A 24,834-nucleotide genomic window follows, 5' to 3' on the forward strand; every position below is an offset into this window, starting at 1 on the left:
TCAACGCACGCCACACAGGTCTTGCCAGCGACTGGGCCTGCGCTTATTTCACCTGTCGTGCGCCAGTCATGCGGTAGTACAAGCCCTGCGGGTCGTCTTTCAACACCTGAAACCGGCCCTCGATCACCAGCACATTCTGGGAGTACTTCAAGGGTTTCGTCGTGCGCACCTCCACCATGCTTTCGGCCCCACCGGGCACGCAGAACGGGCAGGTCGGTGGCACCGACAACAAGAGAAAATGCCGGTGCGAAGTGCCAGCCTCGAGTGGGGCCATATAGCCCTGCATCTTGACGGTGGTGCCGTTGAGCTGGCGCACCTTGTCCGTGAACGTGGTGGTGATGCGCGGTTTCTGGAACACCACGGACACATCGGTCAACACCGACCACGGCACCACATCGGCCCGCTCCACCAAGGGCGGAAAGGCGCTGCCGGCACCGTGTATGCCAGGTCCTTGCCCGGCGGCAACAGGGGCATCAGGCGCGGAGCCCATAGGCGAACTCAACACTTGCGCCCCCACCACAGCACAGCCGCTGAGCATGCCCAGACCCAGCAGGCAAACCGCCCAATCTTTCCGTTTCATGCTTGCTCCTGGACCAGGCTCAGTGCGCGTGCTTCATGCCACAGTATTTTCCAATGGCCAGACCCTTGCAGGCCTTCTGCAGTTCGGCCAGGCAGGCTTTCTCGCCCTTGCCGGCTTCCATGCATTGGGCAGCGGCCTCGTGGGCGGCGGCCATTGCGCGGTGCCGCGCAATGTCTTCTTTGGCCTCTTCGACAGAGTGCTGGGCCAGAGCCGATGTGCACACCAGCGCGGAGGAAAAAAGCACCCCAATCGATTTCTTCATCAGTTCCATTTCAAGACCTTGCGTTCAACAAATGGGTCACGTCGACCCGATAAGCGCTGATCGACGGCACCAGCGCCGCGATCACCGCCACCCCAAAGGCCATCAGCGGTATCCCTGCTTCATAGGGAACCCACCGCCAGCCTTCAATCGAAAGCGATTGCTCGGACATGGCCATCGCACCCACCATGGCCATCGAACCGTGTGCCGCCAGCAAGCCCAAAACGCAGGCCAGCGCCGCCAGCCACAACGATTCACACAGCAGCAGCGCACCGACCTTGCGCGGGGAAGCCCCCAGCATGCGCAGCATCGCCAAATCCGCCCGGCGCTCGCGCACCGCATTCCACAAGGCGATGAACACCGACAAGCCCGCCACGCCAAGCAACACCGCGCCCAGACCCTGAAGCACCTGAGCCCCCACACTGAAAAGGTTCATCAAACGCGCCACTTCCAGCGCGGGCGACGCCGCCTGCATGGCGGTGGTGCCGTTGATGAAGCGCGGAAAACTCAGGGTCGCCAACGGACTCTTGTAGCGAATCAAGGCCACGGTCACTTCGCGGTCGGCGGCAATGGCTGCGAGGTCTTCGTCGTCCATGTCGTCCGTGGCATGCATGTCGTCGTGCACTTGCCAGGCGGACTCGGTTGCGGTCAGCACCAAACGGTCGAGCACACAGCCACAGGGCGCGAGCACACCCGTGGTCATGTAGCGGGAATCGCCGTGGACCGCCCCGCCGTTGCCCAGTCCGTGCGCGCCAACAAAGCCCTGGCCTGTCGTCAGCCCCAGGGTTCTCGCCGCATGTGCACCCATGACCGCCTCCATGGGCTGGGTCCACCAATGGCCTTGAGCCAAGGTGGCGCCGTAGTGCGCCGGGTAATCGGGGGTGGTGCCGATGATGCGAAAACCCTGCAGGTTGTCACCCATGCTGAGAGGAATCGCCTGGGCCACCTGGGGGTTGGCCTGCAGCGATTGGAGATCGTCGAGCGAGATATTGCCCGTGGGTGCATCGATGTGAAACACGCCGGACAGAATCAATTGCAAAGGACTCCCTTTGGCCCCCACAACCGCATCGATGCCGCGCAGATCGCGCTCGAATGCTCGGTCGAGCTGGTCTTGCGCGATCAAAACCACCGCCATGGCCGCGAGACCCAGCGTGAGCAGGAGGAGATTGAGCGAGGTGGTCAGCGGGCGGGCCCAAAGGTACTGCCATGAAAGCTTCAACGTGTTCACCGGGCTGCATCCCGCACCGCACCCAACAGCAACGTCTGGGCCTGCGGTAAAGCGCGCTCGACCCGCGCATCGTGCGTGGCAATCACCAAGGTCGCCTGCGCCTGTTCCGCGCTGTCGCGCAACAAGGCCAGCGCCCGGCCACAAGCCGCGTCGTCCAGGCTCGCAGTGGGCTCGTCCACCAGCAAGACCTGCGGACGCAACAGCATGGCCCTGCCCAATGCCACACGCTGGGCCTGCCCACCTGACAACTGGGCGGGTTTTCGGCGGGCCAGCGCCGTGATGTCCAGCGCGGCGAGCACATCGGCGATGGCCGCGCGATCCACCGGTTGACCGCTTGCAAAGTAGACCAGCCCCAGGTTGTCGGTCACGGTCAGCGCCTCGCTCAACCACAGTTTTTGTGGCAAGAACCCGATGCACCGAGCACGCCAGCGGTCGCGCTCGCCACCCCGCAGCGCTGCAACCGACTGGCCGGCAACAAGTATTGAACCTTCACCAGCTGTGAGCAGCCCTGCCGCCAAGGCCAGCCAGGTGGATTTGCCGCTGCCCGATGGACCGCGCAACAAAAGCGCGCCGCCCTGAGGCACCTGCACATCGGCAAAACCGATGGCGGCGCCACCCGCGTAGACATGGCGCAACGCCCGGGTCTCGATCACCGGCGAGCCTCTTCGAGCTGCGCTGGTGTGCAACCGGCGCAGGTGCCGTGGATCGCCACATCCATGCGCACGCCATGGTGACCCAGCTCGGCCAAGACTTGGTAGAAGCGAGCGGCGGCGGCCTGAGTGGACGCCTCTGCGTTGGGCAAGCGGAACTGCTGGTGGCAGGCATCGCATTCAAAGCTCGGCGCACCGCCGCCCACCTCGGCTTCATGGAGATCGGCCAGGCGAAAGCGCCAGGTGCGCGCGGTGTCATCGGAGAAACGGGCAAGCACCCCACAGGCCGCCAGCCGCTCCAGCAGGCGGTACAGCGTCACGCGGTTGATGTCGAGCCCCCGGGCCGTCAACAGCGAGAGGGCCTGCGCATGGTTCAGGCTGCGTTGGGGGCTCGCCACAAACAGCCCCACCACCGCCCGGGTGGCCAGGGTGCGGCGCAGGCCTCCTGCCTCCAGCCGTGTCTGGATGGCCTGCGGCACAGGCACGGATTCTTTGGGTTTGCGGGTCACCATGGGCATGCTTTCATTATCGCAACAAAGTTGCATTAAGATCAACACTATCGCAATTGAGTTGCAACAGTGTACTGCCGACCCGTGCCCCACCCTTCCCCCGCCGCCCGCTTCAACGCACCCACCGTCGTCTTGCAGGACCTCACCTTGGGCTACGAGCGCCACCCTGCCGTGCACCACCTGAGTGTGCGCATCGAGCCGGGCTCGCTGCTGGCCGTTGTGGGTCCCAACGGTGCGGGCAAAAGCACCTTGATCAAGGCGCTCGCAGGCACCATGCGGCCGCTCAGCGGCACGATCGAAGGCTTGGCGCCACCGCAGCGCGTGGCGTGGTTGCCACAGCACAGCGAGCTCGACAGCAGCTTTCCGATTGATGTGCGAGGCATGGTGGCCATGGGGTTGTGGCACCGCATGGGCGCACTGGGGCGCTTCACCGCCGAGCTAACGCAGCGCTGTGATCAGGCCCTGGCCGCCGTGGGCCTGGCCGGGTTTGAGCGGCGCGGGCTCGACACCTTGTCCGGCGGCCAACTGCAGCGCGCCCGGTTCGCGCGGCTGATCCTGCAAGACGCGCCGGTGGTGTTGCTCGACGAACCCTTTTCCGCCGTCGACCAGCGCACCACCGCCGACCTGCTTGGGTTGCTGCACCAGTGGCATGAGGCCGGCAAGACGGTGGTGGCGGTGTCGCACGATCTGGCCCAGGTACGCGCGCATTTCCCCCTGACGCTGTTGCTGGCGCGGGAGCCGGTCGCGTACGGCCCCACCGAACAGGTGCTGACCGAGGCGAACTGGGCAAACGCGACCGCCATGCGCGAACCGCTCGACGACGGGGCACCCGAGTGCGCGCCCGAAGGCACCCACCACCACGATCACACCGACGAATCGGTGCAGCACAACGCGGCGTTTGCCAAGGCCACGCCATGAACGACAACACCCTGCTCATCGGCCCCTTCATCGAATTCGCCTTCATGCGCCAGGCACTGCTGGGCTGCCTGGCGCTCTCGCTCAGCGCCGCGCCAGTGGGCGTATTCCTGATGTTGCGGCGCATGAGCCTGACCGGCGATGCCATGGCCCACGCCATCCTGCCCGGCGCGGCGATCGGGTACCTGATGTTTGGCCTCTCGCTCATGGCCATGACGGTGGGCGGCATCATCGCCGGCCTGACCGTGGCGGTGGGCTCTGGCCTGGTGGCGCGCAACACCCTCATCCGGGAAGACACCTCGCTCGCCGCTTTCTACCTGCTCTCGCTGGCGCTGGGCGTACTCATCGTGTCGGTGCGTGGCAACAACGTGGATCTGCTGCATGTGCTGTTTGGCACCGTGCTGGCACTGGACGGACCGGCGCTCACACTGCTGTGGAGCATCACCGCGGTGACGCTGCTGACCCTGTTCATCATCCGCCGCCCGTTGATGCTGGAATGCCTGGACCCTGGATTTCTGCGCCAGGTCAGCCGCTGGAGCCCGGTGGCGCACTACGGGTTTCTGGGCCTGCTGGTCATCAACCTGGTGGCTGGTTTTCATGCGCTGGGCACTTTGATGGCCGTGGGCATCATGGTCTTGCCCGCCGCGAGCGCGCGGTTCTGGGTGCGCCGCATCGGTCCCATGTTGCTCATCGCCACCGGCCTTGCCCTGCTGGCCAGCGCCGGCGGCCTGTTGATTTCGTACCACGCCGACTGGCCCACCAGCCCCGTGATTGTGTTGAGCCTGGGCCTGGTTTACCTGCTCTCCCTGTTCTTGGCCCCCAACGGCTTACTGCGCCAGCAACGCGCCGCGCAGACACACCTGAAAGCCTGATTTTCGCTTTTTAACCCAGGAAACTGTATGCACCACCCTGCCCTTCGCTCCCACCGCCGCCATGCCCTGAACGCCCTCATCGGCCTGGTCTCGCTCACCCTGCTGCCTTCGTTGACGCTGGCGCAGACCACCACGCCCGCCCGGGCCGTGGCCAGTTTCAGCATCCTCGGCGACCTGGTCAGACAGGTCGGGGGAGAGCGTGTCGCGGTGGATGTGCTGGTGGGACCTGGCGCCGATGCCCATGTATTCCAGCCCACGCCCACCCAAGCCAAGTTGGTAGGGCAGGCCGACATCCTGTTTTCCAACGGCTTGGGCTTTGAAGGGTGGATGGAGCGCCTGCTCAACACCGCCAGCTACAAGGGCCGCCATGTGATCACCAGCCGGGGTATTGAACCCATCGAGGGAGACGACCATGACGAGCAAGAAGACCACGAGAAGGAGAAAAACGGCCACTCAGACCACGGCCATCACGAAGACGCTGACCCCCACGCCTGGCAAAGTGTGCCCAACGTGATGGTCTACGTGGGCAACATCGCCAAAGGCCTGTGTGAAGCCGACCCCGCCGGCTGCGAGCTGTACCAGCGCAATGCCCTGCGCTACCGGGCCGAACTCCAGGCACTGGACTCCGACATCCGCGCCCAGTGGAAGGCCATTCCCGTGGCGCAACGCAAGGTCATTACCTCGCACGACGCTTTTGGCTACTACGCCCAAGCCTACGGCGTGAAGTTTCTGGCGCCACAAGGCGTGAACACGGACAGCGAAGCGTCGGCCAAAGGTGTGGCCCAACTGGTCCGCCAGATCAAAAAGGAAAAGATCAAGGCCTTGTTTGTGGAAAGCATTTCCGACCCGCGGCTGATCGCACAGATCGGGCGAGAGACCGGTGTCAAACCTGCAGGTGAGCTATTTTCTGACTCGCTGTCTGCACCCGCCGGCGCAGCCCCGGACTACCTGAGCATGATGCGCCACAACACCGTGGCGCTGACAAAGGCCATTCCGGGCTATTGACCGTCCATGGGCGCTGCGGGGTGGCCATGGCTACACTGGCCACCCCACCCCGATCCACGCTGGAGCACGCTTGCCCTTCAACCACCTGCTCCTCGCCCTCGCTGTCGTGTTTGTCTGGGGCACCAATTTTGTGGTCATCCGCTGGGGGCTGGACGGTTTGCCGCCTTTCCTGTTTGCCACGCTGCGCTTCACCTTTTCAGCCCTGCCCTGGCTGCTCTTCATTCCGAGGCCCAAGGCCCCCTGGCACAAGATGGCGGCCTTCGGCATGTTGTTGGGCGTGGGCCAATTCGGCTTGCTCTTTCTGGCCATTCGCAGCGACATTTCACCCGGCCTGGCGTCGCTGGTGGTGCAGTTGCAGGTGTTTTTCACCATCGGCTTGTCGCTGTATTTCATGGGCGAGAAAGTGCGCGGTTACCAGATCACCGGCTTGCTGTTGGCCGTGGCTGGCCTGGGCGTGATCGGCGCGCACCTGAACGCCACCGTCACCCTGCTGGGCGTCGCCCTGGTGCTGATGGCCGGCTTTTTCTGGGCCTGCGCCAACCTGGTGGTGAAGTCCATCGGGCGCGTGAATATGCTGCATTTCGTGGTCTGGAGCAGCATCTTTGCTGTGCCACCGCTGTTTGCGCTGTCGTGGCTCTTTGAAGGTCCCCCAGCAAGCATGTGGCACCTGTTGCAGCAAGCCAGCGCCCTCACCTGGGCCAGCGTCGCCTGGCAGGCCGTGGGCAATTCGCTGTTTGGTTTCGGCGTCTGGAACTGGCTGCTCTCGCGCCACCCTGCCGCCGTCGTCACCCCCATGGCCCTGCTCGTGCCCGTGTTTGGCATGAGCGCTTCGGCTCTGGCTTTGGGCGAACCGATGCAACCATGGAAGCTGGGGGCGGGCGCTTTGGTCTTGGCCGGTCTGGCGGTGATTGTGTTGTGGCCAAGGCTCACCCGACCCCGTCGAGCCATCGTCGACGCACGCTAGAAAAGCCTACGCGTGTGAACGCTTGATCTTCCGGACGGCCGAAATGTCGCCGAGGAAAATGCGCAACGCGTCTTTCTCGGACGGCGAAAGATCGCTGCTGTCGAGCAGGTGGAGCTTGCCGATGATGATCTCCAGCGCTTCGGCCATGTGCCCAATCTGCTTGCCGTAGCTGCCGACCGTTTGCAAGGCTTCCTGCTCGATCGCCGCGTTTGAAGAGGCGCCCATGTTCACGTTGAACAGGTTGAACGACCAGTTGGGCAAGATCGGCTGGTTCAGGTTGGCCGGAGCCATTTGCAATGGCAGGAAGACGGTTTCCATGTTGGTCCTTTCATGGCGCATGAGCGCTTCTTGGCTGGAAAGAGAGGGTGTCGGCCATGGGCGCTGATGGCACCAAATCAACCCAAAATCGGGTGGCTTGAGTTGAAGCATTTTTCATGCCTCCCCCGACGCCTGGGCGCTATTACTGCTCCAGCCTGTAACCCACAGCCAGCTCCGGCGTGTATTCCGCAAAAGGCCCCTCGATGACGAGACACTCAACCATCTGGTGTTCTTCTTTCATGTAAACGTGGGCGCGCAACATGGCGCCGGCTTGATCGACAGGCTCCAACTCCAGCTCAACCCGCACATAGCCCGTGGGCAGGCCCACCTCTTCGAACACGTCCATGGCCTGCAAAGTGGCTGCATCTACCTCAAACACCTGGCCCGACACCTGAATGCCCTGCCCTGGGTTGTTCATGAGCCAGGGCGCTCTGTCTTCGTCGGACAGCTGGACGACGTAAAACGGAAATGGTTGCCGCGTTCGGTAGGTGCCCGCCACGCGGCGGCCAGGGTTGTACGGGAAATTGGGAAAGCCTTCTTTCAGGGTTCCGTAGACGAAAACGAGAGATTGCATGTCAGACATCTTCGACGTAACCGCGTTCGACCGCTTGCCCAGCGCTCTCGAAAATCGCCATCGCGGTCAACATGCGCCTGAACCCGAATTTTCGATAGAACGGCTCTTTGCCCGGCACAGCATAAAGAATGATCTTCTTGTGCCCCTCAGCAGAAGCCACCAACCGGTTGACAATCTCTTTGCCAAGGCCTGTGCCCTGAAACTGAGGCACTACCGCCACGTCGCAGAGGTAAGCGCAATCGACACCGTCGGCAAGAGCCCTTCCCGCACCAGCGATTCGATCGCCCTCCAGAGCGAAACAGCAAAAACGGCTATTGGTGAAAACCGTCTTTAGATCGATGGCGTTCTTGTTCCCGAGCGGCGCAGCTCTGTAGAGCGCCTCGAGCTCGCTCCAGTCAATGTCATCGAGCGTGTTTGACCAGGTTATTTCCAAGCATGCCTCCTCAGACTATCAAAACCAAACCTGAGCCAGGTCTCCGGTTCAATGCGCATTCCGTTCATCACGCCCACGTTAACCGCACAGGCATGAACAATGCACTTTTCGTTGGTTCAAGCAAGTTCAACCGTCCTTTTCAAGAGGCCTGAGAAATCACCAAGCCACTTACTTCGCCAACCGCGCAAACGTCTTGCGAAACTTCGCCACCTTGGGCGCGGCCACGGCCATGCAATAACCCTGGTTCGGGTTGCGCTCAAAGAAGTCCTGGTGGTACTCCTCGGCCGGAAAATAGTGGGCCAGCGGCAGCAACTCGGTCACGATGGGACTGCCAAAGGCGTCGTCTTTGGTGAGCTCGTCGATCAATGCCTGGGCGGTTTGCTGCTGCTCAGGGCTGGTGAAGTAGATGCCGCTGCGGTATTGCGTGCCGGTGTCGTTGCCCTGGCGGTTGAGCGTGGTGGCGTCGTGCACCACGAAGAAGATTTCCAGGATCTCGCGGGTGCTGATCTGGGCTGGGTCGTATTCGAGTTTCACCACCTCGTTGCAACCCGTGCGCCCGGTGCACACCATTTCGTAGCTGGGCGCGGTTTCCTGGCCGTTGCTGTAACCCGATTCGACATCGGTCACGCCTTTGACGTTTTTGTAAACGCTCTCGGTGCACCAGAAGCAGCCGCCGCCCAGAACGAGGGTTTGCGTGTTGTTGGTTGGATTGCTCATGGTTTTTCTCCTTTGGAAGTCAGGGCGCTATGGTGCACCGGTTTGGCCGCCCCTCGCACTGTGGCCAGAAATGCCCCCAGGGCAGACTGGTCGCGCTCGGTGCGCCACAGGCAATGCGTGTCGTAGGGCGAGAGCGGGCGCGCCAGGGGCACGAACGCCACGCCCGGCAAGCCCGCTTGCTGCAAAGCAGCCGGCACCAGGCCCACACCCAGCCCCTGCGCGATCACCGACACCACGCTGAGCCAATGGCGCAGCTCGTAACCCAGCACCGGCTCAAAACCCGCGTCGCCGCACGCCGAAAGAATGCGGTCGTGGTAATCGGGCGAAACAGCGCGCATCACGATGGCAAAGGGATCGCCGCGCAGACTCTCCAGCGTCAGAGACTTGCTTTTCGCCTGGGCATGGTTCACCGGCAAACAGGCCACAAACGGCTGGCTCGACACCAGAATCTGAGAAAAGCCAGCCGGTACCCGCGTGGTGTGCACAAAGCCCAGATCCAGCCGGTCGCGCACCAGATCGGCAAGCTGTTCGGCTGAGCTGAGTTCGCGCAACATCAGCCGCAAGCGGGGGTGGCCGGCTGCAAAGTTCCTCAGCATCTGCGGCAAGCCGCGGTACAGTACCGTGCCCGCAAAGCCGATTTGCAGCTGCCCGGCCAGACCCTGGCCCACATCGCGGGCCTCGCGCGCTGCCTGAGCCGCCTGCTCCAGCAGCGCCACCGCCTTGGGCAAGAAAGCCTCTCCCGCGGCAGTGAGGCTCACGCCTCGGCTGTTGCGTTCAAACAGCCGCGCGCCCACGGAAGCCTCCAGCTGCTGGATGTTGAGCGAAAGCGGCGGCTGCGTCATGGACATGCGCTGGGCAGCGCGGCCGAAGTGCAGCTCTTCGGCCAAGACCGTAAAACAACGCAGATGTCGGAATTCCATGGGGCTATCTAAAAAGCGGTAGAAGCAAAGGCGTTGGGCACGCCTCTGGTCGGTTGGGTACAGCGCCCTGCATCGATACAAATTTTATATTGATGAATCGGCAATCAATATTAGACAGCTATTCATCAAGCGCGGACAATCAACCTCAACCTTTCTTGATCACAACGCTCCGGAGACCTCACCATGGCCAGTTCATCCAAAGCCAGCTTCAGCTGGGAAGACCCTTTTCATCTCGCCTCCCAGCTCACCGACGACGAGCGCCAGGTGCAAGACGCGGCCCGCGCCTACTGCCAGGAAAAACTGCTGCCCCGGGTGACCGAGGCTTTCCGCCACGAGAAGACCGATGTGGCCATCTTTCGTGAGATGGGCGCGCTCGGCTTGCTCGGTCCCACCATTCCCGAGCAATACGGCGGCAGCGGCCTGAACTACGTTTGCTACGGGCTGGTGGCCCGCGAAGTGGAGCGCGTGGATTCGGGTTACCGCTCCATGATGAGCGTGCAAAGCTCGCTGGTCATGGTGCCGATCAACGAATTCGGCACCGAAGCGCAAAAGCAGAAGTACCTGCCCAAGCTCGCCACCGGCGAGTGGATCGGCTGCTTCGGTCTGACCGAGCCCAACCACGGCTCCGACCCCGGCTCCATGGTCACCCGCGCCAAGAAGGTCGATGGCGGCTACTCCTTGAGCGGCTCCAAGATGTGGATCACCAACAGCCCGATTGCGGATGTGTTCGTGGTCTGGGCCAAAGACGAAGGCGGCCAGATCCGCGGCTTCATTCTGGACAAAGGCGCCAAGGGCCTGAGCGCCCCGGCCATCCACAGCAAAGTGGGCCTGCGCGCGTCGATCACCGGCGAAATCGTGATGGACGAAGTGTTCTGCCCTGAAGAAAACGCCTTCCCCGACGTGCGCGGCCTCAAAGGCCCCTTCACCTGCCTCAACAGCGCGCGCTACGGCATCGCCTGGGGTGCGCTCGGCGCCGCCGAAGATTGCTACTTCCGCGCTCGTCAATACGTGATGGACCGCCAGCAGTTCGGCCGCCCCCTGGCCGCCAACCAGCTGATCCAGAAGAAGCTGGCCGACATGCTGACCGAAATCAGCCTCGGCCTGCAAGGCTGCCTGCGCCTGGGTCGCATGAAAGACGAAGGCACCGCCGCCGTCGAGATCACCAGCATCTTGAAGCGCAACAGCTGCGGCAAATCGCTGGACATCGCCCGCATGGCGCGCGACATGATGGGCGGCAACGGGATCAGCGACGAGTTCGGCGTGGCCCGCCATTTGGTGAACCTGGAAGTGGTCAACACCTACGAAGGCACGCACGATGTGCACGCGCTCATTCTCGGGCGCGCGATCACCGGGATTGCGGCGTTTTCGAACTGATCGCGTTTGCGATCACCAGCAAGAAGGGCTGCCATGGGCAGCCCTTCTTGCTTTGATGTTGCGGCGATGGGAGCAAAGGCCCAGGCGGCTCTTGCAACCGACCGACCGGCTGAATACTCGCGCAGGCGCCCAAGCTCTTAAGGTCGGTACAGCGCACACAGCTTGTTGCCGTCAGGATCGCGCACATAAGACAGGTACAGCGCACCCATGGCGCCATCGCGCAGACCAGGAGCGTCCTCAATCGAGGTGCCACCATGCGCCACAGCCACATCGTGAAACGACTTCACCTGCTCGGGCGAAGTGCACTTGAAACCAATGGTGCCGCCGTTGGCAGAGGTTGCCGACTCACCATTGATGGGCTCGCTGATGCAAAACGTTCCGCCATCGTGGCGGTAAAAGAGCCGGGTGTGGCCGCTGTTGGCCACGTTGCGCAGCGGCTCGCCCACACCGAGCACCCCCAGTGCCGCGTCATAGAACCGCTTCGAGCGCTCGATATCGTTGGCACCGATCATGATGTGATTGAACATGTTTTGTCTCCTGAGTTATTGGGTTCGTTCTCGCCCCACCGTTTAACGCCTTGCCAGTCGCCAGACTGGAGGGACGAGAGATCGCCGAAGATAACGTATTCCTCAAAGCCTGCGGCATCCGGTGGATATTGCGGAGCGTTCTGGGCGTCAAAGCTCTCCAAGCTCGCGTCGGCAACAGCGCGAAAAATTTGGCGAGGCGGCCACTTTTTCGCCCTCGAATGGGGGCCGAATATCTACCGGTGCATTTAGCCCGTCGAAACGCATAGGGAGGCAAATGGTCAGGACAAGTCAGCAACTGCCCCGATGCCTGACCCCACGCTTCATTTGGCCCACAAGCGACTGGCACTGAAAGCGGCAGCAAGGGCAGCGGTCGCTGCGCCAAGGCTCAGCGCCCAGCCCGCACCGCTGGTGCCGCCCAAGCTCAGACACAAGGCCACCATCGCTGCGCCGCCGGTTTGACCGGTGAGCCTCGACAAAGCCACCATGCCGCTGGCGCCGCCGGCGCGCTCGCCGGGCGCGCTGGACATGATGGCTCTCAAGTTGGGTGATTGAAACAGGCCAAACCCCAGGCCGCACACAGCCATGCGCAGCACAATGCCCGTCACCGACGCATCGGCCGGCATGAGCGCAAGGGAGACCATGCCCAGGCTCAAAATGGCCATGCCCACACCGCCCATGGTGGCTGGCGCGTAGCGGTCAGACCAGCGCCCTGCAAACGGGGCAATGCCCGCCACCACCACAGCCCAAGACGACATCAAAAACCCTGTTTGAATGGGGTCGCGGTGCAACACAGTTTCAAAGTAAAACGGCAGCGACACAAAAGCCAGCCCCTGGGTGGCAAACGAGCAAATCGATGTCAACACCGACAAGCTGAACAGGGGGCGCGCCAACAGATCCACAGGCAACATGGGCGCAGGGTGGCCAGATTGCCGCCGCAGCAGCGCCACTCCACACACCAAGCACACCGAAACGGCAGACAACACAAGGGCCAAAGACGCTCTTTGGCCGGCCAGGGAAATGGCCAATGTGAAGCCCGCAAAGGTAAGTCCGGCCAGCACCGCCATGGCGGGATCAAAGCGGTGGCTGGCGCTGTGCGCAGGGCTGTGCGGAATGGCTCTGCGGCCCAGCACCCAGCCCAGAATGCCCAGCGGCACATTGATGCCAAAAAGCCAGGGCCAAGAGACCACGGACAAAACCAACGACGCCACCGTGGGCCCCAAACTGAACCCGAGCCCCACCACAAAAGCATTCAAACCCACGCCACGACCCAGCTGGCCGGGCGCAAAAATCAACCGGACCAGCGCCAGATTCACGGCCATGATGCCGCCAGCGCCAACGCCTTGAACCACACGCGCCAGCGATAGTGCAGGCAATGAAGTTGACAGCGCGCAACCCAGTGAGCCCACCGTGAACACAACCAGACCCATCAAGAAAACCCGGCGCGGCCCCCAAAAGTCACCCAAGGCGGCAAAGGGCAACAAAACCGCCACCACCGCCAATTGGTAGGCATTGACCACCCAAACCGAGGCGGCAGCGCCAGCGCGCAAGTCGGCGCTGATGGCAGGCAAGGCGGTGTTGGCGATGGCGGTGTCCAGCGCACTCAGGAACACCGCCAAAAAGATGGCCAGCAACGCGGGCACCGCATTGGGGACCGCGTAGGGATGGTGGGGGTTGGGAGCGAGGTTCTTCAAGTGGGCGACTGTACAAGATGGGCCACTTCCACAGCGCAGGGCACCTGCGCATCGTGACACCTGTATGGCTCGCCCGGTGGTGCCCGCCATGGCCTGGCAAAAGGCCGCTCCATGAGTCGTGGAGAGCACGTCAGACATACCGTCATACAACGTCTCCGTTGCAGCGGAGCGTCAGCGACGGGAGCTTTGGGGATCAAGTCTTGCATTGAGGGCCACAGGAGGCGATGTGCAGGGTGTGGGTTCTTCAACTGTGGGCTTATGGGAGAACGCAAAACAAGCCGACTTCAAACTGCTGGACCGACCTCGGCTTCCTGCGCCTGTAGCAGCCCAATCATGTCAAAGCCTTGCGAAGCGATGGATTTCGGCAAGAGGCGAAACAGGCGCGGGCGAGGTCGATCAACATGGACTCATCGTCTTGCCACCCCTTCAGAACAGCACCACCCATCAGCGCCACGGCCATGGTCACCAGCAAGGCGATCCGTCAGCGTGTATTCCGCTTCCAGAGCCTGGGTTCCCCTCAGCCCAAGGGCGTTGAGCAAATGAAAGCCCCTGCGCCTTGCCCTGTGAAGGCTGCGGAACCGCGAGGCGATGGGCCATCGGGCATCGCGAAAAAAAGGTTGAATCAGCATGGCGCTGCAAAAGCTCAAGCCTTCTTCACGAACTCCGACTTCAACTGCATCGCGCCAAAACCAGCAATCTTGCAATCGATGTTGTGATCGCCTTCGACCAGGCGTATGCCTTTGACCTTGGTGCCCACCTTAGCGACCGAAGACGAGCCTTTGATCTTCAAGTCTTTGACCAGCACCACGGCATCGCCATCGGCCAGCAGCGCGCCGTGGGCATCTTTCACGATCAGCGCGGAGCTCTCCGGCGTCGCATCCCCTTCGACCGCGGCGGCGGGCGACCACTCGTGAGCGCATTCGGGACAAACCAGCATGGCGCCGTCTTCGTAGGTCAAGGTCGATTGGCACTGGGGGCAAGGAGGCAAATGGGTCATTGAAAGCTCATAAAACGCAGCAGTGTGCGGGTGATGCAGGAAACGGTTTCGGGAAGCTGTGTGCTACCCGCTCTGTACAAATGATAAGACCCTGTGTGATGCCCTCACTACGGCAGACCGCTCATTCTGCGGCCTTGGGCGCACTGAGCGCCTTGCTGTAGAAACCGGAGGGATCGAAGCAGCACACGCGACGCTTGCCGGAAGCCAGCATGTCACAGGCGCTTCCAACCCGATGCGCGCGGGTCTTGGCTTGTTTGGCGGACGTGATCCAGTGAACCCAGTCCAGGCGCGCGAGGGTCGTGGTGTCATCCCAGACGGCTCTGGCCTTGGGGGCAGCCAGGAGCGCTTCAAGCAGATCAGCGGGCGTCTCTGGTTCTGGTTCTTGCACGACAGGTGAAATCTCAAACGTGACCAGATCGCCCGCCTCAACGCTTGCAGCTTCAAGCAGGGCCTGATTGATGTGCAGCCAATGGCTCAATTGGCCATCGGGCTCCAGGGTTGCGAGGAAACCATGGCCGTTGAGCGTGCCCTCCACCGTCGTCCGCCCCCGCCTCGGAAGGATGGCACTCGCGCTCCTGGGCAAAACGACGAACGCCCATGGCGTGTCACTGCCGGATCGCTCGGGGCGAAGCAGTTGGGCTTTGAACTGCATCTTCGTGTTGATGGGTTTCATTGCGGAACGCTCCCCCAATGGCATCTCGGTAAAGCAGCCGGAAAACTGGGCGAGCGGAACGGGCTTCACAACAGGTAGGCGGATTTTTGCACAGACAAAGGCCTTTTCACTACCCCAGTTGGCACTTGCCCAGGAGCCCGGATGGTCAAGCTTCTGCAAAACCCACGGTTGACCGAACCGGGTGCCGTTCGCCTGTCGCTGGAATCCAGCGCTCGCGAAGGCGCTGCAGGGCCAAACGCCCTTTGCTATTTTTTTCTGATAGCGTCACCCCATCATGATGGCGCTCTCACTCGATTTCCTCACCCTGCCCTTGCTGGCCTCTGCTGCGCTGGTGTTCTTTAGCGTGCTCGCTGGCGTCTTCTCTGCGCGCGCCGGTTTTTCCTTTCTGCTGGTTTTTCTGATTGTTGGAACGCTGGCGGGTGTGGACGGCCCCGGGGGCCTGGTGTTCAACGATTTCAAGCTCAGTTTCTGGGTGGGCAACGTGGCGCTGGCGGTGATCTTGCTGGACGGCGGCTTGCGCACCGAGTTCAAAACCTTTCGAACGGGCCTGAAGCCGGCCCTCTGGCTCGCCACCCTGGGGGTGGTGGTGTGCACCGGCATCACGGCAGTGGCCGCGCACTTTTTGCTGGCGCTGAGCTGGCCGCTGTCGCTGTTGGTGGGAGCCATCGTGGGCTCCACCGATGCCGCCGCCGTGTTTTCCCTGCTGAAAACGTCAGGCGTGCAGCTCAACGAACGGGTGGCCGCCACGCTGGAAATCGAGTCGGGGATGAACGACCCGATGGCAGTGTTTCTCACATTGAGCCTCATCAGCATCGCCCTGGCGGCATCTGCCGCTCCCTTGGCCGGTCCGGATATCGACGGCGCCGCGCTGCTGATCGCCATGCTGCACCAGCTGGGTTGGGGTGCCGCGCTGGGGCTGTCCTGCGGCTTTGGTCTGGCATGGCTGCTGACGCGGCTCGGGCGCGGTCCCGACGGCGGCGGTGGCATCCGGGCTTTGCTGATCGTGTCGGGTGGACTGGCGGTGTACGCGGCCACCACTTGGCTTGGCGGCTCGGGATTTCTGGCGGTGTACGCCATGGGCCTGATAGCAGGCAACCGGGCCCGGCGCCAGGTGCGCCCCGCGCTCTCGGCCATGGATGGCTATGCCTGGCTGTCTCAAGCGAGCATGTTTTTGTTGCTGGGCCTGCTGGTCACGCCCAGCGAGCTGCTGCGCACGCTGTGGCCAGCGCTCGGGGTGTCCATGGTGCTGATGCTGGTGGCTCGGCCCATTTCGGTGTGGTTGTGTCTGGCGCCCATGCGGTTCTCACGCCAGGAAATGGCGTTTGTTTCATGGGTGGGACTGCGCGGCGCGGTGCCCATTGTGTTGGCCGTGTTCCCCGTGATGGCGGGTGTGGCCGGGGCGCACACATTTTTCAACGTGGCTTTCGTGGTTGTGATCACCTCGCTCCTGCTTCAGGGCTCCACCATTGCCTGGAGCGCACGCAAACTGGGTGTGGCCTTGCCCGACCTGGACGATACCGCCGAGGCGCGCGAGGTCTTTGGTGACTTCATGATTGCGGGCGACACGTCGTTGCTCGACTTGTGCAGCTTTTACGGCCTGCCGGTGCCCGCGGAATCGGATCAGAGTGCCGCCACCTGGTTGTGCGAAGAGCTGCAACGCCCGCCCGTGGTGGGCGACAGTGCCTCGCTGGGCGCGGCCGAGCTGAGCGTGCGCGCCATGGACGGGCAGCGCATCACACAGATCGGTATCAAACTGGGCTGAAAACGGCAACTGGTCGGGCACGGCCGCTGCACGGACGTTACCGTCTGGCGGTGCGCCCGCTCTCTGCGCCTGCTGGCGATTGACGTTGGTCCATCCACTGGCTTACATTACTGACCAGTCAGTCACTAACATGCCGCCATCTTCTTCCCCCACCAAGCGCGAACGGCGCAAAGAGGCGCGTCCAGGCGAATTGCTGGACGCGGCCCTGACCATTTTTGTCGAAAAAGGCTTCGCCGCCACCCGCGTCGAGGAAGTCGCGGCGCGCGCGGGTGTTTCCAAGGGCACCCTCTTCCTGTATTTCCCCAGCAAGGAAGAGCTGTTCAAGGCCGTGGTCCGGGAAACCATCTCGGGCCGCTTTGCCGAATGGGAGCAAGAGCTGGATGCGTTCGATGGCGACAGCGAGGCCTTGATCCGCTATTGCCTGCACGCCTGGTGGGAGCGCATTGGCATGACGCAGGCCTCGGGCATCACCAAGCTGGTCATGAGCGAGGCGGGTCTGTTCCCCGAAATCGCCTCGTTTTACCAACAAGAAGTGATAGGCCCAGCGCACGATCTGCTCAAACGGGTGCTCAAACGCGGCATGGACCGGGGCGAACTGCGCCAGCTGGATCTGGAATACGCCGTGTACAGCCTGATGTCACCCATGATTTTCCTGGTGACCTGGAAACACGCGATGGCACCCTGCACACCCCCCTCCCAGAAAATCGACCCCATCGGTTTTATCGACTGCCAGCTCGATCTCCTGCTGCGCGGCATGCTGTACCACCCCGACACGACACACCGCCCGGGCGCCCCTTCTTCCACCTGTTGCTGATGACCCCCATGCCCTCCTCCCGCTCTCCCTGGCTGAAATGGTTGTTGCTGGCCGCCCTGGTGGCCGCACTGGCGTTGGGCGTCGCACGCGCGCTGTACAAGCGAAAAACCCAGCAAGCCGCTGCCCAGACAGCCTCCCTGGCCCTGCAACAGGCAGCGATTTTCCAGCTCTCGGCCAACGATCTGGTCGTGGTGCAAAGCCTGGACATCGCCCAGGTCACGCCCATCTCCGGGTCGCTCAAAGCGGTGCAAACCGCCGTGGTCAAGGCCAAAGTGGCCGGCGAGATTACCGGTCTGAACAAGCGCGAGGGCGAAACGGTCACCGCAGGCGAGGTGCTGGCCCGCATTGACAGCACCGAAGCACAAGCCCGCGTCCGCCAGACCGAGCAGCAGGCCCAGGCTGCTCAGGCCCAGGTGGGCATTGCGCGCCGGGCTCAAGACAACAACCGGTCGCTGGTCAAACAAGGTTTTATCTCGGCCACTGCACTGGACACCTCCAGCGGGAACCTGGCGGTTGCCGAAGCCAACCACCAGGCAGCGCTGGCGGCATGGGAGATCGCGCGCAAATCGCTCGCCGACACCACGCTGAAAGCCCCCTTGTCGGGGCAAGTAGCCACACGGCTTGTGCAAAACGGCGAGCGCGTGGGTGTGGACGCTCGGGTCTACGAACTGGTCGATTTGTCGGCGTTCGAACTGGAGGCTGCCATCACACCCGCGCAGGCCGCAACGGTTCAGCCCGGGCAAAGTGCACAGCTCCAGATCGAAGGACTGCCTGCGCCGGTCGAAGCCCGCGTGAGCCGCATCAACCCGTCGGTACAGGCCGGCAGCCGCAGCGTGCTGGTGTATCTCAAACTACCGGCAGGTGCCGGGATGCGCCAAGGCCTGTTTGCCCAGGGAACCATCGTCACCGGCCAGCTCAAAGGCCCCGCCGTGCCCCTCTCGTCGGTGCGCAACGACAAGCCCCAGCCGTACCTTCAGGTGGTGAAAGACGGAAGGATCGCCCACATTCCAGTCAATCTCGAGCGCCAGGGCACGCTGGACAACGAACCCATGCTGCTCATCAATGCCAGCACAGCAAGCTTGGGCCTGGGCGATCAGGTGCTGCGTGTGCAGGCCGGCCTGATCCCCGCAGGCGAAGCGGTGCAGCTGCCCGGAGCAGCGGCGAGCAGCGCGGCTGCGTCCAACTGAACCCTTGAACAAGCGAACAGCCCGCCATGTGGTTCACCCAAGTCTCGTTGCGCAACCCCGTGTTTGCGACCATGGTGATGCTCGCACTCATGGTGCTGGGCGTATTTTCGTTCCAGCGCCTCAAGGTGGACCAGTTCCCCAACATCGATTTCCCGGTGGTGGTGATCACCACCGAATACCCCGGAGCCTCACCCGATATCGTGGAATCCGAGGTGACGAAAAAGGTTGAAGAAGCGGTCAATGCCATTGCTGGCGTCAACGCGCTGAGCTCGCGCAGCTACGAAGGCCAGTCGGTCGTCATCGTCGAGTTTCAGCTGAACATTGATGGCCGCAAGGGGGCCGAGGATGTGCGGGAGAAAATCGCCATCCTGAAGCCCGCCTTCCGAGATGAAGTGAACGAACCCCGTGTCCTGCGCTTCGATCCCGCCAGCCGCTCGATCTGGTCGGTCGCGGTGATTCCAGATACACCCAGAGACCCCACGCTCTCCCCTTCGTGTGATTCAAGCCCCCCCGACGAAGCCCGCGCTTGCCAGGAGCGGTCCAGCGCGGCGCGCAAAGGCCCCGCGCCATCGGCCGTGGAGCTCACCACCTGGGCCGAGCAAACGCTGAAGAAGCGGCTGGAAAACGTGCGCGGCGTGGGCTCTGTTTCGCTTGTGGGCGGCACCCGACGGGGCATCAACATCGACCTCGATTCGGCAGCGATGGAAGCACTGGGCATCACGGCCGACCAGATCGTTGCGGCTGTGCGCAGCGAAAACCAGGACCTCCCTGTGGGCACGCTCAAGAGCGGCGCACGCGAGCGCGTGGTACAGGTGCTGTCGCGGGTGAAGAACCCGCAAGACTTCGGCCGCATCATCGTGGCCCGCCGTGGCGGCAATGCGGTGCGCCTCGATCAGGTGGCGCGCATCAGCGATGCCACCGAAGAAGTGGAGAGCCTGGCGCTGTACAACGGCGAACGCACGCTGCTGCTGGCGGTGCAAAAGTCGCAAGACGAGAACACCATCGCGGTGACCGACGGCCTGAAGGCCGCGCTCAGCGCCATGAGCGCCGAGCTGCCCCCGGCGTGCGGCTGGAGCAGATCGCAGATGGCTCGCGGCCCATTCGCGTGTCGGTCGACAACGTGCGCCAAACCCTGATCGAAGGCGCCCTGCTCACCGTGCTGATCGTGTTTTTGTTCCTCAATTCTTGGCGATCCACGGTGATCACCGGGCTCACCCTGCCCATTGCGCTGATCGGCACCTTCTTTTTCATGAACCTGTTCGGGTTCACGATCAACATGATCACGCTCATGGCGCTCACGTTGTCGGTGGGCCTGCTCATCGACGACGCGATCGTGGTGCGCGAAAACATCGTGCGCCACGTGCAAATGGGCAAGACACCCTACAACGCAGCGATGGACGGCACCCAGGAAATTGGCCTGGCGGTGCTGGCGACGACCCTGTCCATCGTGGCGGTGTTCCTGCCCATCGGGTTCATGGGCGGCATCATTGGCAAGTTTTTCCACGAGTTCGGCATCACCATGGTGGCGGCGGTGCTGATCTCCATGTTTGTGAGCTTCACGCTGGACCCCATGCTGTCCAGCATCTGGCACGATCCCGAGATCGAGAAGCACGGCCACCATGCCGCGCCCGTCACGCTCTACGACAAGACCATTGGCCGTGTCACGGGCTGGTTTGACCGCATGCAGGACGACCTGACAGACACCTACCAAAGCGCGCTGCGCTGGTCGCTGAAGCACAAGCTGATCACCCTGTTGCTGGCGCTGGCCACCTTTGTGGGCAGCCTGATGTTGGTGCCGATTTTGGGCAGCGAGTTTGTGCCCAAGGCCGACTTTTCCGAAACCTATGTCGATTTCCACACGCCCGTGGGCTCCTCGCTGCAGGCTACAGAGGCCAAAACGCGAGAGGTCGAAGCGGTGTTGCGCGAGTTTCCCGAGGTGAAGTACACGCTGTCCACCATCAACACCGGCAACGCGCAGGGCACCATATACGCCAGCATGTATGTGCGCCTGGTCGATCGGAAGGAACGTTCGCTCAGCGTGGACGCCATGTCGGCCCAGCTGCGCAATCGCCTGCGCAAGGTGGCCGGCATCACGGTCACCCACGCGGGCTTGCGCGATGCGGTCGGTGGCCAGAAGCAGGTGGAGTTCTCGATCCAGGGCGACGATCTGGCCGAACTCGAGCGGCTGAGCATTGAAGTGCTGGACCGCATCCGCCCCATCGTGGGTCTGGTCGACCTGGACACCAGCCTCAAGGCCAACAAACCCACGGTGGATGTGGTGCTCAAGCGCGAAGTGGCCTCCGACGTGGGACTGGGCGTGAGCGCCATCGCCAATGGCCTGCGCACCCTGGTGGCCGGGCAGACGGTGGGCAACTGGCGCGCGCAGGATGGTGAGAACTACGATGTCAACGTGCGACTGGCCCCCGAGCAACGCACCCGCACCCAGGATCTGCTGGGTCTGCCCTTTGTGGTGGGCTCGGCCGCCGACGGTTCGGCCCGCGTGGTGCGGCTGTCTCAGGTGGCCGATGTGATCGAAGGCACCGGCCCCAACCAGATCAACCGGCGCAACCTCAACCGCGAGGTGGCGATCAATGCCAACGTTTATGGCCGCTCCGCCGGTGAGGTCTCGGCCGACATCCGCCAGGCGCTCGACGGCATGCGCTTTCCGCCCGGTTACCGCTACGAGTTCGGCGGCTCGGCCAAGAACATGCAGGAATCGTTCGCCTACGCGATCTCGGCGCTGGCCCTCGCCATCATCTTCATTTACATGATCCTCGCCAGCCAGTTCCAGAGCTTTTTGCAGCCACTGGCCCTGATGACTGCGCTGCCCCTCACCCTGATCGGCGTGGTGCTCACCCTCATGATGTTTGGCTCCACCCTGAGCATGTTTTCGGTGATTGGCATCGTGTTGCTGATGGGTCTGGTCACCAAAAACGCCATTCTGCTGGTCGATTTCGCCATCCGGGCAAGGCGAGGGATCGACGGCGAGGCGCCTTTGCCCCGCGAGGCCGCGCTCTTGCTTGCCGCCAAAGTTCGCTTGCGCCCCATCCTCATGACCACGCTGGCCATGGTGTTTGGCATGGTGCCGCTGGCTTTTGCCCTGACCGAAGGCTCGGAACAACGCGCGCCCATGGGCCAGGCCGTGATTGGCGGGGTGATCACCTCCTCGGTGCTCACACTGGTGGTGGTGCCTGTGATGTACTGCTACATGGATGATCTGGCCAACGCGATCCGGCGCCTTTTGAGGCTTTCGCCGGCCCCGGAAGCTGCGTCAGATCAAGAGCAGACCCCACGCGCTCAGTAAAATGGACCAAGATCGGTTAACATACCCCATGGAGTATAAAGAATGAGTTCCGCTACCGCCAACCTCGCCCAAGCCCGATTCAACATGATCGAACAGCAGATTCGCCCCTGGGAAGTGCTCGACGCCCAGGTGCTCGAATTGCTCAACACAGTCAAACGCGAAGACTTCGTGCCCGCGGCCCACAAAGCCTTGGCTTTCGCCGACATGGAGTTGCCGTTGACACAGCCTGCAGTGGACGGCCAAGCCATGCTCGCCCCCCGCGTTGAGGCCCGCCTGTTGCAAGACCTGGCCATCCAGCCCACCGACAAGGTGCTTGAAATCGGTGCCGGCAGCGGCTACATGGCGGCCTTGCTGGCCAGCCTGGCACAACGTGTGGTGTCTCTGGAGATCGAGGAAGGAATTGCCCGCCTGGCCCGAACCCACCTGCAACAAGCCGGCATCACCAACGCCGACGTGCGCGTGGCCGATGCCGCAGCAAACGGCTTTGCCGCCTGCGCCAACGAAGCCCCCTGGAATGTCATCCTGCTCAGCGGCTCAGTGGCCGAAGTGCCAGCGGCCCTGCTCAACCTGCTGGCGCCCGGTGGCCGACTTGCGGCCATCGTGGGTGACGAGCCCATGATGCGCGCGACTTTCATCACCCGCACGGGCGATGCCTCGTTCAGCACCACCCAGCCCTGGGACACCGTGACTCCCCGCCTGCGCAACATGCCAGAACCCTCGCGCTTCCGCTTTTGATGCGATGCAAACCCCTTCAACTGGAGCCCCCGCACCATGATGTCCATCCACCCCGGCCAGCTGGACCAATGGCTGGCTTCAGCAGAGCAAACTGCACCAGGGCAAAGCCCTGTGGTGCTGGACGTGCGCGAGCCCTGGGAGCTGCAAACCGCTTCCGTGTCGGCTCAGGGCTTTGAGCTGATCCCCATGCCCATGCGCAGCGTGCCTGCCCGCTACCTCGAGCTGGACCGCGACCGCCCGATTGCCTGCCTGTGCCACCACGGCGCCCGCAGTGCGCAGGTTGTGCATTTCCTGATGCAACAAGGATTCACCCAGACCGTGAACATCCACGGGGGTATCAACGCCTGGTCGCACGAACGCGACCCGGCGGTGCCGGTGTACTGATCCCAGGCACCACACGTCACCCCCCCCAAACGATCCAAGGAACGCCCATGAACGCCAACACCGCAACCCGCTCCGCCCTGCGGCCACGTGCCCTCCCATCGTTGAGCCTCAGGCCAGCGGTTGTGGCTGCGGCTGCGCTGCTGGCGCTGGGTACCTTGACCTCGGCACAGGCACAAAGCCTGGCCGACCTGTACACGGCTGCGCGGCAGAACGACACCAGCATTCAGGCCTCTCAAGCCCAGTTCGACGCTGCGCAGGCCAAGGGTGAACAAGCCAAGGCCGGCATGCGCCCACAGGCGGGACTCGCCGCTGGCGCCAACTGGGCCAATGTGGACACCAGCCTGTCCTCCAGCACCACCTCCGCCAACAACCAAAATATCGGCATTGTGGCAAGCCAGCCTCTGTACCGCCCGGTCAACCGCCTCACCGAAGAACAAGGGCAACTGGGTGTCGACATTGCCCGCGCGCAGCTTGACGCGGCCGAACAAGACCTGATCGTTCGCAGCGCCCAAGCCTACTTTGATGTGGTGGCAGCGCGGGACACGCTGAGCTTTGTGCAAACCCAGAAAAAGGCCGTGGCCGAACAGCTGGCCTCGGCGAAACGCAACTTCGAGGTCGGCACGACCACCATCACCGACACCCGTGAAGCTGAGGCACGCTTTGATCTGGTGGGGGCCCAGGAAATCGCGGCCAGCAATGATTTGCGCATCAAGAAATTGGCGCTGGACCAGCTCGTGGGCAAAACCAATGCCGATCCCAAGCCTCTGGCCAGCCAACTCACATTGCCCGACGTGCAGCCCGACAACGCAGAGGAGTGGGTGACCCGCAGCTTGCGGCAGCATCCCGTGGTGCGCCAACTCGACCAAAAATTCGGCATCGCAGAGTTGGAAGTCATGAAGGCCCAGGCGGGCCACAAGCCCACGGTGGATCTGGTGGGCCAATACCAGATCACCCACGCGCCCAGCAGCTACTACCCTGCCATCGGCGCCTTCCGCACCAACACCGCCAGCATCGGGGTGCAGCTCAACCTGCCCTTGTTTGCCGGCTATGCGATCCAGAACCGGGTCAAGGAAACCCTGGCGCTGGTCGAACAGAGCCGGGCCGAGCGCGAAACCGCGCTGCGCAGTCTGGTGCAGGGCGTTCGCACAGCGTTTTATGGTGTGCAGTCGGGGCAAAGCCAGGTGAAGGCCCTGGAAGCCGCAGAAGCGTCGAGCCAGAGTGCCCTTGATGCCAACCAGCTGGGTTACCAAGTGGGGGTGCGCATCAACATCGATGTGCTCAATGCCCAAAGCCAGCTGTTCCAGACCAAGCGCGACCTCGCCCAGGCGCGTTACAACGTGCTGGTGGGCCAATTGCGCCTGAAACAGGCCAGCGGCGTGCTCAAACCCGAAGACCTGCAACCCATCAACGCCTTGCTCGCACCCTGACCCAAGGTCCGGCCA

At 62.9% G+C, this 24,834-nt stretch carries 25 protein-coding genes and 1 pseudogene; 12 read left to right on the forward strand and 14 right to left on the reverse strand.

Annotated features, from left to right (window positions below):
* Window positions 1-43 precede the first annotated feature (43 nt).
* The 5 genes from E5678_RS10250 to E5678_RS10270 are packed head-to-tail and all read right to left on the reverse strand — an operon-like array spanning window position 44 to window position 3,235.
* Window positions 44-580, reverse strand: coding sequence for a DUF3299 domain-containing protein (locus E5678_RS10250; protein WP_136178433.1), 537 nt, complete (start codon window positions 578-580; stop codon window positions 44-46).
* A gap of 19 nt (window positions 581-599) precedes the next feature.
* Entirely contained in the window at window positions 600-842 is a 243-nt protein-coding gene (locus tag E5678_RS10255) for a hypothetical protein (protein WP_136178434.1), read from the reverse strand.
* 10 nt (window positions 843-852) lie between these two features.
* Entirely contained in the window at window positions 853-2,067 is a 1,215-nt protein-coding gene (locus E5678_RS10260; RefSeq protein ID WP_136178435.1) for an ABC transporter permease, read from the reverse strand.
* Window positions 2,064-2,720, reverse strand: coding sequence for an ATP-binding cassette domain-containing protein (locus E5678_RS10265; RefSeq protein WP_136178436.1), 657 nt, complete (start codon window positions 2,718-2,720; stop codon window positions 2,064-2,066). Before E5678_RS10265 ends, E5678_RS10260 begins: the two co-directional genes overlap by 4 nt.
* Window positions 2,717-3,235 (reverse strand): Fur family transcriptional regulator, encoded by a 519-nt coding sequence (locus E5678_RS10270; protein WP_136178437.1) that lies wholly within the window; start codon window positions 3,233-3,235, stop codon window positions 2,717-2,719. The genes E5678_RS10265 and E5678_RS10270 overlap by 4 nt, the downstream gene beginning before the upstream one ends.
* A 75-nt stretch (window positions 3,236-3,310) precedes the next feature.
* On the opposite strand from E5678_RS10270, the gene E5678_RS10275 reads away from it, so the two are divergent.
* The 4 genes from E5678_RS10275 (at window position 3,311) to E5678_RS10290 (ending at window position 6,982) form a co-directional block, all read left to right on the forward strand.
* On the forward strand, window positions 3,311-4,144 hold the full coding sequence (locus tag E5678_RS10275) for an ABC transporter ATP-binding protein (protein WP_136178438.1): 834 nt from the start codon (window positions 3,311-3,313) through the stop codon (window positions 4,142-4,144).
* Window positions 4,141-5,013: a metal ABC transporter permease gene (locus tag E5678_RS10280; RefSeq protein ID WP_136178439.1), complete on the forward strand. Its 873-nt coding sequence runs from the start codon at window positions 4,141-4,143 to the stop codon at window positions 5,011-5,013. Before E5678_RS10275 ends, E5678_RS10280 begins: the two co-directional genes overlap by 4 nt.
* Before the next feature lie 27 nt (window positions 5,014-5,040).
* Entirely contained in the window at window positions 5,041-6,018 is a 978-nt protein-coding gene (locus E5678_RS10285; RefSeq protein ID WP_136178440.1) for a metal ABC transporter substrate-binding protein, read from the forward strand.
* A 70-nt stretch (window positions 6,019-6,088) separates the two neighbouring features.
* A complete protein-coding gene (locus E5678_RS10290) occupies window positions 6,089-6,982 on the forward strand; it encodes an EamA family transporter (RefSeq protein ID WP_136178441.1) in 894 nt (297 codons plus the stop codon).
* A gap of 6 nt (window positions 6,983-6,988) precedes the next feature.
* Here E5678_RS10290 and E5678_RS10295 read toward each other — a convergent pair whose 3' ends face one another.
* The 5 genes from E5678_RS10295 to E5678_RS10315 all read right to left on the reverse strand — a co-directional run bounded on the left by E5678_RS10295 (window position 6,989) and on the right by E5678_RS10315 (window position 9,944).
* Window positions 6,989-7,300, reverse strand: coding sequence for a hypothetical protein (locus E5678_RS10295; protein ID WP_136178442.1), 312 nt, complete (start codon window positions 7,298-7,300; stop codon window positions 6,989-6,991).
* Window positions 7,301-7,442: 142 nt separating this feature from the next.
* A complete protein-coding gene (locus E5678_RS10300) occupies window positions 7,443-7,874 on the reverse strand; it encodes a gamma-glutamylcyclotransferase family protein (protein WP_168708538.1) in 432 nt (143 codons plus the stop codon).
* 1 nt (window position 7,875) lies between these two features.
* Window positions 7,876-8,307: a GNAT family N-acetyltransferase gene (locus E5678_RS10305; protein WP_136178444.1), complete on the reverse strand. Its 432-nt coding sequence runs from the start codon at window positions 8,305-8,307 to the stop codon at window positions 7,876-7,878.
* Window positions 8,308-8,475: 168 nt separating this feature from the next.
* Window positions 8,476-9,024, reverse strand: coding sequence for a peptide-methionine (S)-S-oxide reductase MsrA (gene msrA / locus E5678_RS10310; RefSeq protein WP_136178445.1), 549 nt, complete (start codon window positions 9,022-9,024; stop codon window positions 8,476-8,478).
* Window positions 9,021-9,944, reverse strand: a complete 924-nt coding sequence (locus E5678_RS10315; RefSeq protein WP_136178446.1) for a LysR family transcriptional regulator — start codon at window positions 9,942-9,944, stop codon at window positions 9,021-9,023. The genes msrA and E5678_RS10315 overlap by 4 nt, the downstream gene beginning before the upstream one ends.
* A 183-nt stretch (window positions 9,945-10,127) precedes the next feature.
* On the opposite strand from E5678_RS10315, the gene E5678_RS10320 reads away from it, so the two are divergent.
* Window positions 10,128-11,318 (forward strand): acyl-CoA dehydrogenase, encoded by a 1,191-nt coding sequence (locus E5678_RS10320; RefSeq protein ID WP_136178447.1) that lies wholly within the window; start codon window positions 10,128-10,130, stop codon window positions 11,316-11,318.
* A 137-nt stretch (window positions 11,319-11,455) separates the two neighbouring features.
* On the opposite strand, the gene E5678_RS10325 is transcribed toward E5678_RS10320, so the two are convergent.
* The 4 genes from E5678_RS10325 to E5678_RS10340 all read right to left on the reverse strand — a co-directional run bounded on the left by E5678_RS10325 (window position 11,456) and on the right by E5678_RS10340 (window position 15,206).
* Window positions 11,456-11,845 carry a VOC family protein gene (locus E5678_RS10325; protein ID WP_136178448.1) on the reverse strand — a complete coding sequence of 130 codons (390 nt, stop codon included), beginning with the start codon at window positions 11,843-11,845 and terminating at the stop codon, window positions 11,456-11,458.
* Window positions 11,846-12,165: 320 nt separating this feature from the next.
* A complete protein-coding gene (locus tag E5678_RS10330; RefSeq protein WP_247596979.1) occupies window positions 12,166-13,536 on the reverse strand; it encodes an MFS transporter in 1,371 nt (456 codons plus the stop codon).
* Between the two features lie 643 nt (window positions 13,537-14,179).
* On the reverse strand, window positions 14,180-14,533 hold the full coding sequence (locus E5678_RS10335; RefSeq protein ID WP_136178449.1) for a zinc ribbon domain-containing protein YjdM: 354 nt from the start codon (window positions 14,531-14,533) through the stop codon (window positions 14,180-14,182).
* A gap of 121 nt (window positions 14,534-14,654) precedes the next feature.
* The gene (locus E5678_RS10340) at window positions 14,655-15,206 is read right to left on the reverse strand and encodes a YdeI/OmpD-associated family protein (RefSeq protein ID WP_136178450.1); all 552 of its coding nucleotides are present in this window, start codon (window positions 15,204-15,206) and stop codon (window positions 14,655-14,657) included.
* A 274-nt stretch (window positions 15,207-15,480) separates the two neighbouring features.
* Between E5678_RS10340 and E5678_RS10345 the strand changes: the two genes are divergently transcribed.
* The 7 genes and pseudogenes from E5678_RS10345 to E5678_RS10375 all read left to right on the forward strand — a co-directional run bounded on the left by E5678_RS10345 (window position 15,481) and on the right by E5678_RS10375 (window position 24,819).
* The gene (locus tag E5678_RS10345; RefSeq protein ID WP_247596980.1) at window positions 15,481-16,968 is read left to right on the forward strand and encodes a potassium/proton antiporter; all 1,488 of its coding nucleotides are present in this window, start codon (window positions 15,481-15,483) and stop codon (window positions 16,966-16,968) included.
* Window positions 16,969-17,098: 130 nt separating this feature from the next.
* A complete protein-coding gene (locus E5678_RS10350) occupies window positions 17,099-17,782 on the forward strand; it encodes a TetR/AcrR family transcriptional regulator (protein WP_136178451.1) in 684 nt (227 codons plus the stop codon).
* Between the two features lie 8 nt (window positions 17,783-17,790).
* The gene (locus E5678_RS10355) at window positions 17,791-18,969 is read left to right on the forward strand and encodes an efflux RND transporter periplasmic adaptor subunit (protein ID WP_247596981.1); all 1,179 of its coding nucleotides are present in this window, start codon (window positions 17,791-17,793) and stop codon (window positions 18,967-18,969) included.
* 26 nt (window positions 18,970-18,995) lie between these two features.
* Window positions 18,996-22,273: pseudogene (locus tag E5678_RS10360) on the forward strand (efflux RND transporter permease subunit).
* A 42-nt stretch (window positions 22,274-22,315) separates the two neighbouring features.
* Window positions 22,316-23,008 carry a protein-L-isoaspartate O-methyltransferase gene (locus E5678_RS10365; protein WP_136178453.1) on the forward strand — a complete coding sequence of 231 codons (693 nt, stop codon included), beginning with the start codon at window positions 22,316-22,318 and terminating at the stop codon, window positions 23,006-23,008.
* A 36-nt stretch (window positions 23,009-23,044) separates the two neighbouring features.
* Window positions 23,045-23,392, forward strand: a complete 348-nt coding sequence (locus tag E5678_RS10370; protein WP_136178454.1) for a rhodanese-like domain-containing protein — start codon at window positions 23,045-23,047, stop codon at window positions 23,390-23,392.
* A 47-nt stretch (window positions 23,393-23,439) separates the two neighbouring features.
* On the forward strand, window positions 23,440-24,819 hold the full coding sequence (locus E5678_RS10375; RefSeq protein ID WP_136178455.1) for a TolC family outer membrane protein: 1,380 nt from the start codon (window positions 23,440-23,442) through the stop codon (window positions 24,817-24,819).
* Window positions 24,820-24,834: the final 15 nt, after the last annotated feature.

This window comes from Hydrogenophaga sp. PAMC20947 (assembly GCF_004795855.1).
Lineage (GTDB): Bacteria > Pseudomonadota > Gammaproteobacteria > Burkholderiales > Burkholderiaceae_C > Hydrogenophaga.